Genomic DNA, 13,596 nt, shown 5'->3' with positions numbered 1-13,596 from the left:
GGGCTTTTTTCTTGCAGCATAAGTCACATTTAGCGATACAAACAGTTCAGGTAAAAAAGGAGCCCATATCATTGTAAAGAACAACCGCAACACCAGCAACAACTAAATAGCCTTATCCCTATATTTATACCTTTTAGGGAAGCATGATCTATCCGTTAGTCAAACGCCTGATGAAGAGGGCAATGGGGGCATTCTACCAAAGAATACTCCACCATAACCTGGACCTGGTACCTTCCAGGGGCCCTGTCCTGCTCGTTGCCAACCACCCTTCTTCCCTGATGGATGCCGCATTATTGGGCATATTGATGAAACGTCCCATTCATTTTTTCGCGCGTGGCGACATATTTGTCAACCCCATCGTTAACCGCATCCTGAAAAGTCTGCACATGCATCCCGTGCACCACCATGAAGGCGGGAGAAGTACTTTGAATAAGAATGACGAGTCCATAGAAATAGCCATCAACCTATTGGCTAAAGGGGAAGTGGTATTGTTCTTCCCGGAAGGGGTCAGCCATGTTGATTATTTCCTGCGGCCATTCAGGAAAGGCGCTTTCAGGATCGCCATGCAAGCTGTATCCAGGCATCAGTTGCCATCCTTACCAATAATACCCATAGGCATCAATTACAGTCACCCCACCAGGCTCTTCAGTACTGTATGGGTCCAGGCCGGTCATCCAATTGATGCCGCAGCCTATACAGGGATATATGCATCCCAACCAGCCTCAGCCATCAAACAATTAACAGAAGCCAGCTATGCCGCAGTGAGGCAACTGGTATTACATACCCAGCCGGAGGAAGCAAAAGGCTTTGCAGAAACCCTGCACCTGGTAAGGAATGAAATGGGCCTGCTTCCTGCAGCCGCACAGATCGAAACAGAAAAAACCGTAGAGCAACAAAGCCCTGGACTAAACGTACTACAAACCGAATTGGATGCCTATCATCAATCATTGCAATCCACCAGGCTCAGTGACCATGCACTGGCATTGGCCTCCCATCAACAATTGCCTACCTCAACCTTATGGTTGGGATTGCCGAGTGCTGTGCTGGGTTGGCTCTTGCATGGCCTTCCCTTACTTACGGCAAGGGCGATAGCGGATAAGAAAGTGTACCGCGTCGACTTTTATACATGGGTATTAGTAGCAGCTGCTGCCTTGCTGAGCCTGGTCTGGTATCTCCTCATCTTTTTGGTGGGCATAGCCCTGGTCGGCATCAAAACCACAGGGATCATCTTATTGATCACCTGGATCTGTGGCTGGTACAGCTGGCAATACTACCGCTATTATACCTTATGGCGGGAACAAAGAAGGGCACTTAAGGTCAATAGCCCCCTGCTGGCCTCACTGAAAGAACAACGCAAAGCCTTGATGGAACGCATTTACCAAGTCACGGGTATCCAAAAAAAATCCGGGCATTGACCCGGATTTTTAATTGGCGGCCGATAACAGCCATCCTTTATAACTTGCCATTCTTGATCTCATCCACCACACCCGGGTCAAGGAGGGTGGTAGTATCCCCTAGTTTATCCAATTCACCTTCGGCGATCTTCCGCAGGATCCTGCGCATGATCTTCCCACTCCTGGTCTTGGGCAACCCACTCACAAACTGGATCTTATCAGGCTTGGCGATAGGACCGATGATCCTGCTCACCGTTTGGGTGATATCCTGTCGACTCAGGTTTTCATCGCCATGTGTACCCTGGTAAATAACGAAAGCGTAGATGCCCTGTCCCTTGATATCATGGGGATAGCCAACCACGGCACTTTCCACCACGCCGGCATGCATATTGATCGCGTTCTCCACTTCTGCAGTACCAATGCGGTGACCGCTCACGTTCAATACATCGTCCACCCTTCCGGTGATACGGTAGAATCCTTCCGCATCGCGGTAACAGCCGTCGCCTGTGAAGTACATATTGTCATAGGTGGCGAAATAATTGGTCCGGCAGCGCTCATGGTCGCCATAGGTGGTCCTGATGATGGAAGGCCAGGGGAACCTGATGCAGAGATTGCCGCTAACATCATTGCCCTTGATCTCTTCTCCCTTTTCGTCCACCAATACCGGCTGGATGCCCGGTAATGGAAGGGTGGCATAGGAAGGCTTGGCAGGCGTAACACCAGCCAGGTTACTGATCATGGTGCCTCCTGTTTCGGTCTGCCACCAGGTATCCACGATCGGGCAACGACCTTTACCAATATTCTCATCATACCAATGCCAGGCTTCCTCATTGATGGGCTCTCCAACGGTGCCCAATACCCGAAGGGAGGACAGGTCCTTACCCTGTACGGGGCCGAGGCCAAATCCCATCAGGGAGCGGATCGCCGTAGGTGCTGTATACAGGATATTCACCTTGTACTTATCAACGATATCCCAGAAACGCCCCGCATCAGGCCAGGTGGGAATACCTTCAAACATTAGGGAAGTGGCTCCTGCACTAAGGGGGCCGTAAACGATATAACTGTGTCCCGTGATCCAGCCGATATCTGCCGTACAGAAATGCACTTCACCAGGCTGGTACTGGAACACATTCACGAATGTGTAGTTGGTATAGACCATATAGCCGGCACAACTATGCACCACCCCCTTGGGCTTACCTGTTGATCCGGATGTATAGAGGATGAACAGCGGGTCTTCCGCATCCATTTCTTCGGCAGGGCAATCCGGATTGCCCATGGTCTCTACCTTCTTGATCTCATCTTCCCACCATACATCCCGGCCTTTGATCATGGACACCGGGGTGCGGGTCCTGGTCAATACGATCACCCGCTTCACAAAACGGCACTGGATCAGCGCGTCATCGATCACGCTCTTCAAAGGGATCTCCTTATTGCCCCTGAACGCCCCATCACAGGTGATCACGAATTCAGCATTCGCATCCATGATACGGTCGGCTATGCTCTGCGCGCTGAAGCCCCCGAAGATCACCGAATGGATAGCGCCGATCCGCGCACAGGCCAATACAGCAACCGCCAGTTCAGGAACCATACCCATATAAATACAAACCCTGTCGCCTTTCTTCACCCCATTGTTGCGCAGCACATTCGCAAACTGGATCACTTTGTTGTGCAGTTCGCGATAGGTCAATACACGATGGTGCTCTTCCGGGTCATTGGGCTCCCAGATAATAGCAGGTTTATTGCCCAGGGATCCCAGATGTCGATCAAGGCAGTTCTCAGTAATGTTCAACTTACCACCAATGAACCACTTCACTTCGGGATCCTTGAAATTCCATTCAAGTACGCGATCCCAGCGCTTGCGCCAATAAAAATGGGAAGCAATATCGGCCCAGAAACCTTCCGGGTCATCCACACTTTTCTTATAGGCTGCTTTGTACTGGTCATAATCTTTGACCTGGTAGGGGTATGACATATGGCAATTGTTTTCTGCACTAAAAGTAGAAAAGATTGGGCCCGCAGCAGAATCTAATTCTGCTAATTTGGTATATTTATGCTAATTAAGTATAGTATATTAATATTTATCGCCATGAAACAGTTGCAATGCCCGCGCTGCAAAAGTGAGTCAACGGCCAAAAGCGGCGTCGTTAAAGGCCGACAGCGCTATCACTGCAAGTCTTGCAACTACTATTTTACGGTCCTGAAGGAAGGCAAGAACATCGATCCTTACTATGTCATAAAAGCCCTCCAACTGTATATCGAAGGGGTTTCCCTGAGGGAGATCGAGCGCATCATGGGCATCAGCCACGTGAGTGTAATGAACTGGGTAAGGAAATACCACATCAAGGCGCCGGAAAACTATGAATACCGGCCGACCTACAAAGTCCTTACCCATGCGGAATTGCTGGATTTTTTCAGGGAGCGGGAAGCCCTTCGCAACGCAGGTTGCATGATCACGGAACTGGGTGACAAGTTCATGGTCATCAAATGGGAAAGATTCCGCAAAAATACCCTTTGAAAACTATACTGCTTTGCAAAGGTATACCAGCAACTACCGCTGAACCCTGACGATTGATAAAATTTGGGAAGCGCTTGTTTCAGCCACCTAAAAAAACCACCGCATGAAACGGACACTTCCCCAACGATTGCTAGCTGCGGCAATATGCAGCCTGATGGCCTTCTCTGCGGCCAGGGGCCAGGGATCAAATGACTACGGCACCGGCCTCAAAATGAAATTCAATGAAGATGGCTCCAAATTCCTCAGGATGATCTTCTGGGCGCAGATCTGGGCCAGGGTCAACGAACAAAACCCGGGCACTGCCATCAACGGCGAACCCTCCCAATCTGCATGGGACATTGGCGCCAGGAGAATCCGCTTCCTGGCCCATGCGCAAATTTCACCCCGTTACCTGATCATTGTGCACGCCGGCATCAACAACCAAACCTTCACAACAGGCGGGGGATCGGGCACCAATGGAACCGGTGGCTATGGCCAGGGGAAGAAACCGCAGATCTTCTTCCACGATGTATACAATGAATACGCAGTGATCCCTTCTGTGAACCCGAAGACCAAAAAAGCCAACAGGAACACTTTATACCTGGGGGCCGGCTTGCATTACTGGTGGGGATTGAGCAGGATGACATCGGCCAGCACGCTGAACTTCCTCATGATCGATGCACCGGTATTCAACTGGCCCCTGATCGAGAACTCTGACCAATTCGCTCGCCAGTATGGCATCTATACCAAGGGCGTGCTAGGCAAGCTCCACTACCAGATGCACCTGAACAAACCTTTTGCGACCAATACAACACCTACTGCAGGAGGCCCGGCTGTGGACAACAATGGCAATGCAAGGGCTGCCGTTGGCGGCTACTACGATTACCAGTTCCTTGACCAGGAGTCGAATGTGCTTCCCTACCGGGTAGGCACATACGTAGGTACAAGGAAGGTGCTGAACTTCGGTGCTGGTTTCTACCACAATAGCGATGGTACGAAGTCCCAATCGACCGAAGGCAATATTTCCTCCCACGACATTAACCTCTTTGCTGCCGACGTATTTGCTGACCTGCCTGTGGGCAACATGGCAAAGAACATGGCCATTACCGCCTATTCCGTATTTTACAAATATGATTTCGGACCAAACTACCTGCGCGCCGTGGGCATTATGAATACCGGCACCATTGACCCAAAATTCACTGGCACCCTGGCCAAGGAAGGACCGGGCAATAGCAGGATCCTGCTGGGCTCAGGGAATATCTGGTACACACAAGCCGGCTTCCTGTTGCCAAAAGGTCGATCCGGCAAACTGAGGATCCAGCCCATTGCAGCCTATGCCATGAAAAACCTGGATGCACTGGAAGCAACCGGTCATTACTGGGATATCGGCAGTAATTTTTTCCTGGATGGACACAATAGCAAACTGACCCTGCAATATTCCAGCAGACCCTTGTACAACCCTGCCACCAACAAGGTGATGGACCGTAAGGGGGAAATGCAGATCCAGTTCCAGGTCTATCTCTAAACACCATCATAACAATTCCCCTTCAAAACGATAAACAACTTGTCATCATGAAACAACCCAACCAATCCAAAGGCATCTGGAAGGTGATCGGCGCTTCTTCCGTCGGCACCCTCATTGAGTGGTACGACTTCTACATTTTCGGAAGTCTTGCAACGGTAATCGCCAACCAGTTCTTTCCCAAGACCAACCCTACTGCAGCCTTATTGAGTACCCTGGCCACTTTTGCAGCAGGCTTTATTGTAAGGCCCTTCGGCGCCCTTGTGTTCGGAAGGCTGGGCGACCTGATCGGCCGCAAGTACACCTTCCTCCTCACCCTGGTATTGATGGGTGGCTCCACTTTTGCCATTGGCCTGGTGCCGGGCTATGAGACCATTGGGTTTGCCGCACCGATCATCGTGTTGATCCTGCGCTTACTGCAAGGATTGGCTCTCGGTGGGGAATATGGTGGTGCGGCCACCTATGTGGCAGAACATGCCCCGGAAAACAAACGCGGCTATTTCACCTCCTGGATCCAGACCACTGCTACGCTCGGACTATTTGTTTCCCTGGGTGTGATCCTGCTTACCCGCCATAGCCTGGACCCCGATCTCCCAACCTCCATTAAGAAATTCAACGACTGGGGCTGGCGGATCCCCTTCCTGGTATCTATCCTGCTGGTGATCGTTTCAATCTATATCCGAATGAAAATGAAGGAATCCCCTTTGTTTGCCAAACTAAAATCGGAAGGAAAGGTTTCCGTTAACCCACTCAAGGAAAGTTTTGGCCACAGGACCAACCTGAAGATGGTATTACTGGCCTTGTTCGGCGCTACCATGGGACAAGGCGTGGTATGGTACACCGGCCAGTTCTATGCGCAATCCTTTATTGAAAATGTATGCAAGGTGGATTTTGACCAGAGCCGCACGATGATCATCTGGGCCATTGTTTTTGCCACACCATTCTTCGTGGTATTTGGCGCATGGAGTGATAAAGTTGGAAGGAAATGGATCATGATGACAGGCATGTTGTTGGCCATCTTCTCCTACCGACCCATCTACAAACAATTCATGGAACTCACCAATGTGGCCGAAATGCAAAAGACACTGCTGGCTTCTGCTGATGCCCCGGTGGTTAAGCGCAACCTCGGCCCTAACCAATCAGACTCCCTTGTCACTACCAGCATCATTAAAACCCTGAACAATGGGATCAGCTTCAAGGAAGTGAATGTAGACACCCTTTATTCCGCCACCCCTGGCCAGGTAGGAAAAGCCACAACAAGCTATGTGGAAAAGAAACTGGACAACAACACCTATTGGAAATTCGTTGGGCTGATCTTCCTTCAGATCATCTTTGTAACGATGGTGTATGGCCCTATCGCAGCCTTCCTGGTAGAACTCTTCCCCACCAAGATCAGGTACACGTCCATGTCGCTTCCCTATCATATCGGCAATGGCGTTTTCGGTGGGCTAACCCCATTCATCGCAACCCTGCTGACCACTATGCATACCAGTGACAAGTTGGTGGGACTCTGGTATCCCATCATCATTGCGGCGGTCTGCCTGGTGATCGGAACGCTTTATGTAAGCAATAAGATAGACCCTAACGTTAATGACTAATCGTAAAAATCAAACAAAATGAATCAGCTAAAAAAATACCTGGGAATAGTTTGGATATTGTTGGGTCCGGCAGCCATTTACTACCTGGTAAAGACAGCTGCCGCCGAGGTCAGCAAGAACCCGGTGATCGATACGAAGATCCAGTGGGGCGTATTCGTGATCATCTTCATCCCAATCGCCATCGGAATGATGATATTCGGGTATTATGCCCTGCAGGGAGAATATGACCACCTGCCGGAAAGTTCTTCCGAGATCAATGACTGATGACAACTTTGGACAAATAGCATAGTTTGGCTAACTTCCATTGCGCCAACTATGCTATTTTTTTATGAACCCAAACAGGAAGCAACAGCAATACATCATTCTCTTTGTAGCCTTGTTGCTGCTGTTCAATTTCCCCCTGCTGTCCATTTACAACAAGGCCTCCCTGGTTAACAAGGTCCCACTCTTGTACCGGTATGTCTTTTTAGCATGGCTGGCCTCGATACTGTTATTGTTTGCCATCACCGAAACCAGGAAGGAAAAAGAGAGGCGTGATGAATAATTGGATCATCATAGCAGCTGCGCTGGCTTACCTCATACTGCTATTCCTGATCGCCTGGTATGCAGAAAAACGGCAAAAGAGCGGAAGGAGCCTGATCAATAACGGCTATGTTTACGCGCTTTCATTAGCTGTTTATTGTACTGCCTGGACCTATTATGGCAGTGTGGGAAGGGCTTCAACACATGGACTGGAATTCCTGACCATCTACCTGGGGCCAACCATCATGTGCGCTGCCTTCTGGCCCGTCCTGCGGAAGATCATCAGGATCTGTAAAACACAACGCATCAACAGCATTGCGGATTTCATTTCCACCAGGTATGGCAAGAACTTCTCCATCGCCAGCCTCGTCACCATCAGCTGCGTGGTGGGCATTATCCCCTATATCGCCATTCAGCTGAAGGCGATATCCGCCAGTTTTGAACTCCTCAGCGCGGGCAACAACCCGCAGGCCAGCCCGGTAAATGACACCACCTTCTATGTAACGATCGCCCTTACCCTCTTCATCATCTTTTTCGGGACCCGATCAGTAGACGCATCTGAAAAACATGAAGGATTGGTAGCTGCTATTGCAGCAGAATCAGTGGTGAAATTCCTGGCTTTTATCGCTGCTGGCATTTTTATTACCTATGGCATCTTCAATGGTGCAGGGGACATATTCAGCCGGGCAATGGAAAGAAAAGAGTTACAGCACCTGTTCACCCTGGGAGGTGAAGGTGCAGGACCATCAAGCTGGTTATCCACCCTGGTCCTTTCCATGTTTGCCATCATCTTTCTCCCCAGGCAATTCCAGGTAGGGGTGGTGGAAAACCTGCGGGAGGTCCACCTGAAAAAAGCCATCTGGCTGTTTCCCTTATACCTCTTTGCCATCAATATTTTTGTGCTGCCCATTGCCATTGGCGGCATGCTACTGGGCACCGGTTCAGATGCAGACATGTATGTCCTGAGCATCCCCCTCGCACATGGCCAGCAATGGCTGAGCCTCTTTATTTTCATCGGGGGATTCTCCGCAGCAACAGGTATGATCATCGTGGAAACCATAGCCCTTTCCACCATGGTTTCCAATAACCTGGTGATCCCGCTGCTATTATCCCGCTCGCTGAGCGTGGGCAGCCAGGGTTCCCTGCAGACCACCATTCTCTGGGTAAGAAGGATCTCCATACTGTTGATCCTTTTGATCGCTTATGCCTACGACAAGGCAGTTGCAGAACAGTTCTCCCTGGTATCCATTGGCCTGGTATCTTTTGCAGCCGTTGCCCAGTTAGTACCGGCCCTGCTGGGAGGGATCTACTGGAAAGAAGCATCCAAGGCTGGCGCCATAGCCGGTTTGGTTACAGGCTTCCTCATCTGGACCATTACCCTTGTCATTCCTTCCATGGTGAATGCAGGCCTACTACCTGATGCCATCATGCAAGAAGGGATATTTGGGCAAGGCTGGCTCAGGCCCTATTCATTGATGGGCCTCAAAGGCCTTGATCCTATAACCCATTCCCTTTTCTGGAGCCTGTCCCTCAACACCCTGGTCTTTACCCTCACCTCCATGTACACCCGAAGATCAGTACAGGAAACCTACCAGGCGGAGATTTTTACCGACATCTTCGAGCAATCCAGGTATGCCGATAACAAGGTGGTCTGGAAAGGCAATGCCAGTGTACGCGACCTGAAAGGACTGTTACAGACTTTCCTGGGGGAAGAACGGGCGGAGAAGATCCTCGTCAACTATGCCAACCGCCACAAGATCGACCTCGCCGTGAAGCGGGCAGATCCCAGGCTCACCAACTTCACGGAAAAGATACTTTCAGGGGTAATTGGTTCGGCCTCGGCGCATATCATGGTCACCAGTGTGGCCAAGGCGGAAGAGCTGGGCATTGAGGAAGTGGTGAACATGCTGAGGGAATCCCAGCAGATCATTGAACTCAATAAGGAACTGCGGAAAAAATCCAGCGAGCTGGCAAAAGCCGGGGAACAACTGCAGGCGGCCAATAGCCAGCTCAGGGAAATGGATGCCATGAAAGATGAATTCCTCTATACCGTGACCCATGAGTTGCGCACACCGCTCACCTCCATCCGTGCGTTGGCTGAGATAGTGCACGATAACCCCGACCTGCCCGATGAACAACAACAACACTACCTGGGGGCGATCGTGAAAGAAACCGAAAGGTTGAGCCACCTGATCACGCAGGTACTTAACCTGGAGCGCTATGAATCGGGCAGGCAAAAATTGCACATGAGTTCAGTTAACCTCACCCAACTCATCAGGGACGTGGCGGATGCAACCCTGCCCCTGATAAAGGAAAAACAGGTTGAACTGAAACTACACCTTCCCGACAGTATGCTGCTGGTGGAATGCGACAAGGACCTCGTCAGCCAGGTGATCTATAACCTGCTGTCCAATGCCATCAAGTTCACTCCCGAAGAAGGAAGCATCAGCATCACCACCCGCCATAATTATGATGAGGTGCAGGTATGGGTGGCAGATACCGGGAAGGGGATCCCGGAAGACCTGCATGAGCTCATCTTTGACAAATTCTTCCAGGCCAGGAACCAGACCCTTACCAAACCGCAAGGAAGCGGGCTGGGGCTGGCCATCTGCAAAAAGATCGTGGAATTACACCAGGGCAAAATATGGGTGGAAAGTAAACCGGGACTAGGTTCAACCTTTATCTTTACATTACCATCCACAAAAACCTTTTTCCTGAATGGATAATAAACAGAAGATCCTGGTTGTTGATGATGATCCCTACATTCTGATGTCGCTGGAATTCCTGATGCAGAAGAACGGCTACGACGTAATGGTGGCCCGCAATGGAAAGGAAGCGATGGAATTACTGGAACAAGGACCCGCATTGGTTTTATTGGATATCATGATGCCGGATGTCGACGGCTATGCCATCTGCAAGCACATCAAATCGACCCCGGAACTGAAGGATATCATTGTGGTCTTCCTCAGTGCCAAGACCAAGGAAGCCGATATCAGGAAAGGTTATGACCTCGGCGCGTCCCTCTATATCAGCAAACCATTCTCCACCCGCGACCTGATGAAAAAGGTAAAGGAATTGCTGGAAGCAGCATGACCCCCAACTCCACCTACCAGGATCTTCCCTGAAAGAAGACAGCATTGGCATTCTCGCCAAATTCAAGTAAATTATCCTTGGAAAGAAGATAAGTACAATAGAGGTGGATGGAAAGCTGTGCAAAGTTGACGGGGCAACTCACCCCATCCATCCTGTTGTGGCAAAACAGTCAATAGTTCCCCAAAAGACCGCCCTGCAAAACATTCCGCTACTCTTTTTTTGTTAAATCATTGAATATTCTACAACAATTGGTTGTAGAACTATAGCTTTGCTGAATACCCATGGTTGCCAAACGCCATATATATAACCCCAGGCTATTTAAGATCAAATGGCTGATCGCGGCGGCGGCCATCCTTTTTACTTTCATCCTCGGCCTAAGCCTGGTATCCCTTCCCTTTACGACCAAGCAGAACAGGAGCATTGTCCTGAATACGGTTGAAGAAGAGGCAAAAAGCGGTGGCGGCAGTGGCATCAATGAAGAGCATCACAGTGGCAAGCCCATCCACCACCAGTTCATGGATTATGCGGCCATGATGGAAATACTGAAAGTAGCTGAAAAGCAATTCATCGTCCCCCACTCCATTGGGTTCATATCCTCCAAGCACGCACAGCGCTTCTCCCCTCCTCCCGAAGCCTGACCAACCCTTCTTTCCTTTTATTGACCCTGGCAACAATCGGGCTTTGTTACTGCCCAGCGTGCCACCCTATTTCTAACATGACAAATTTCTTTGTATGCGTCGACTGCAACATTATGTTAGCAACCTGTCGTCTGACTTTCCTGCATCCGTAGTAGTATTCCTCGTTGCCCTTCCCCTTTGCCTGGGCATTGCCCTTGGCTCCAACGCCCCGCTTTTCTCCGGTATCATTGCAGGGATCGTTGGCGGTATAGTCATTGGGATTTTCAGCGGTTCCCATTTGAGCGTGAGTGGACCGGCCGCCGGACTAACCGCAATTGTAGCCGCAGCCATCGCCAAACTTCCCCATTTTGAAGCCTTCCTGCTGGCAGTGGTCATTGCCGGCGCTTTTCAATTGGCCCTGGGCTACCTGAAAGCAGGTGTCCTTGGCGATTACGTCCCTTCCTCCGTGATCAAGGCAATGCTGGCAGCCATAGGCCTGATCCTGATCCTCAAACAGCTTCCCCACCTGGTAGGTTATGATGCGGATTTTGAAGGGGACGAAAGCTTCCGCCAGCCTGATGGCGAAAACACTTTCACCGGAATCTTTACCGCCCTCAATTATTTTATGCCCCTGGCGGCAGCGATCGGGCTTGTTTCCCTGGGGATCATGGTCTTTTGGGAAAAGTTCCTGGCGGCCAAAAGCAAGTTTTTCCAGTTGGTACCGGCACCACTGATCGTCGTTTTGGCAGGGGTTGGGATCAATGCCTGGTTCCTTCAAAACATGCCCGAATATGCCCTGCAAAGCAAGAACCTGGTGAAGATACCAGTGGCAGAGTCCTTCCAGGGTTTCCTTTCCTTCTTCACTTTCCCTGACTGGAAGCAATTGACCAATATCCAGGTCTGGGCCAGCGCCCTAACCCTGGCCATCGTGGCCAGCCTGGAAACCCTGCTCAACATTGAGGCAGCAGATGAACTAGACCCCTACCAACGCGTTACGCCTACCAACAGGGAGTTGAAAGCCCAGGGGATCGGCAATATGCTATCGGGCTTGCTGGGTGGCTTACCGGTTACCTCGGTGATCGTAAGGACCTCGGCCAATGTCAATTCAGGCGCCAAGTCAAAGATGTCCGCCATCCTGCATGGCATCCTCCTGCTGCTTTGTGTGGCCTTCATCCCTAAAATACTGAACCTTATTCCTTTACCCGCCCTTGCGGCCGTTTTGATCTACACGGGCTTCAAACTGGCCAAACCCTCCATTTTCAGGGAATTTTACACCAAGGGATTCGACCAGTTCGCCCCCTTCCTTATCACCATCCTGGCCATTTTATTTACCGATTTATTGATGGGAATCATGATCGGATGCCTGGCAGGGCTTTTCTTTGTAATGCGAAGCAATTTCAAATCAGCTGTATTTGTGGTAAACGATGAGAACCGTTACCTGTTCCGCTTGCGCAAAGACGTATCCTTCCTGAACAAGCCGATCATCAAAAGGAAATTGGAAAAAGTGCCGGAAAACGCCTACGTGCTGATCGATGCAACAAGGGCCGACTTTATCGACAAGGATGTGATAGAAGTGATCGAAGATTTCATGAAACACGCCCATCTCAAGAACATCAACACAGAATTGAAGAAAAGCCTGTATAAAGAACAGGGATTCAGCAAATACCATAACCAACAAAATATACCAGCATGAATGCATACGAAAGATTATTACTGGAGAATAAAGCCTGGGCCGTTGAAAAGGTAGCGGATGACCCCGAATATTTCAGCAGGCTGGCTCACCTGCAAACACCCGAGTTCCTCTGGATCGGCTGCAGCGATAGCCGGGTACCGGCCAATGAGATCACCGGAACCCAACCCGGCGAGATCTTCGTACACCGGAATATCGCCAATATGGTGGTCCATACCGACCTCAACCTGCTCAGCGTACTTGACTATGCCGTTGAACACCTTAAGGTGAAGCATGTGATCGTTTGTGGTCATTACGGCTGTGGCGGGGTGAAGGCCGCTATGACCCAGCACAACTTCGGCATCATCAATAAATGGCTGCGCAATATCAAGGATGTGTACCGTTTCCATCGGGAAGAAGTGGATAGCATCCCTGATATGGAAGAGAGGACCAACAGGCTGGTTGAACTGAATGTTCAGGAGCAGGTGATCAACCTGGCCAAGACCAGTATCATCCAGAAGGCCTGGAAGGAATTCCAGCGTCCCCACCTGCATGGCTGGGTCTACGGCCTGAAAGACGGCTTGATCAAGCCGGTTTTCGACATGCCACCCGGAACGCATATCGATGAAATTTACGAGTTTGACGACCTTTAACCGAGCTAAGGATAAGAAGGGCACCCAATGGTGG

At 50.3% G+C, this 13,596-nt stretch carries 12 protein-coding genes; 11 read left to right on the top strand and 1 reads right to left on the bottom strand.

All coding sequences use genetic code 11. The annotated features are described in order from the left end of the window. The first annotated feature begins 143 nt into the window (after positions 1-143). A complete protein-coding gene (locus tag KJS94_RS16090; protein WP_214448414.1) occupies positions 144-1,415 on the top strand; it encodes a 1-acyl-sn-glycerol-3-phosphate acyltransferase in 1,272 nt (423 codons plus the stop codon). Positions 1,416-1,452: 37 nt separating this feature from the next. Here the strand turns inward: KJS94_RS16090 and acs are convergent, their stop codons facing one another. Next, positions 1,453-3,366, bottom strand: coding sequence for an acetate--CoA ligase (gene acs / locus KJS94_RS16085; RefSeq protein ID WP_214448415.1), 1,914 nt, complete (start codon positions 3,364-3,366; stop codon positions 1,453-1,455). 114 nt (positions 3,367-3,480) lie between these two features. Here acs and KJS94_RS16080 point away from each other — a divergent pair, with 114 nt between their 5' ends. The 10 genes from KJS94_RS16080 (at position 3,481) to KJS94_RS16035 (ending at position 13,562) form a co-directional block, all read left to right on the top strand. Then, positions 3,481-3,909, top strand: a complete 429-nt coding sequence (locus KJS94_RS16080; RefSeq protein WP_214448416.1) for an IS1/IS1595 family N-terminal zinc-binding domain-containing protein — start codon at positions 3,481-3,483, stop codon at positions 3,907-3,909. Between the two features lie 103 nt (positions 3,910-4,012). Then, positions 4,013-5,413, top strand: a complete 1,401-nt coding sequence (locus KJS94_RS16075; RefSeq protein ID WP_214448417.1) for a hypothetical protein — start codon at positions 4,013-4,015, stop codon at positions 5,411-5,413. A gap of 47 nt (positions 5,414-5,460) precedes the next feature. Beyond that, positions 5,461-7,008, top strand: a complete 1,548-nt coding sequence (locus KJS94_RS16070; protein WP_214448418.1) for an MFS transporter — start codon at positions 5,461-5,463, stop codon at positions 7,006-7,008. An 18-nt stretch (positions 7,009-7,026) separates the two neighbouring features. Beyond that, a complete protein-coding gene (locus KJS94_RS16065) occupies positions 7,027-7,272 on the top strand; it encodes a DUF6814 family protein (RefSeq protein WP_214448419.1) in 246 nt (81 codons plus the stop codon). Positions 7,273-7,336: 64 nt separating this feature from the next. Beyond that, positions 7,337-7,552, top strand: a complete 216-nt coding sequence (locus tag KJS94_RS16060) for a hypothetical protein (protein ID WP_214448420.1) — start codon at positions 7,337-7,339, stop codon at positions 7,550-7,552. Continuing rightward, entirely contained in the window at positions 7,545-10,256 is a 2,712-nt protein-coding gene (locus KJS94_RS16055) for a sensor histidine kinase (protein WP_214448421.1), read from the top strand. Before KJS94_RS16060 ends, KJS94_RS16055 begins: the two co-directional genes overlap by 8 nt. Next, positions 10,249-10,623: a response regulator gene (locus KJS94_RS16050; protein WP_214448422.1), complete on the top strand. Its 375-nt coding sequence runs from the start codon at positions 10,249-10,251 to the stop codon at positions 10,621-10,623. Before KJS94_RS16055 ends, KJS94_RS16050 begins: the two co-directional genes overlap by 8 nt. A 281-nt stretch (positions 10,624-10,904) precedes the next feature. Then, positions 10,905-11,261 carry a hypothetical protein gene (locus tag KJS94_RS16045; protein ID WP_214448423.1) on the top strand — a complete coding sequence of 119 codons (357 nt, stop codon included), beginning with the start codon at positions 10,905-10,907 and terminating at the stop codon, positions 11,259-11,261. A 94-nt stretch (positions 11,262-11,355) separates the two neighbouring features. After that, positions 11,356-12,933 (top strand): SulP family inorganic anion transporter, encoded by a 1,578-nt coding sequence (locus tag KJS94_RS16040; RefSeq protein WP_214448424.1) that lies wholly within the window; start codon positions 11,356-11,358, stop codon positions 12,931-12,933. Then, positions 12,930-13,562, top strand: coding sequence for a carbonic anhydrase (locus KJS94_RS16035; protein WP_214448425.1), 633 nt, complete (start codon positions 12,930-12,932; stop codon positions 13,560-13,562). Before KJS94_RS16040 ends, KJS94_RS16035 begins: the two co-directional genes overlap by 4 nt. The last annotated feature ends 34 nt before the right edge of the window (positions 13,563-13,596 follow it).

It is taken from the genome of Flavihumibacter rivuli (assembly GCF_018595685.2).
Lineage (GTDB): Bacteria > Bacteroidota > Bacteroidia > Chitinophagales > Chitinophagaceae > Flavihumibacter > Flavihumibacter rivuli.
The sequence above is the reverse complement of the archived record's forward strand: the minus strand, read 5'-3'. Positions and strand labels throughout refer to the sequence as shown.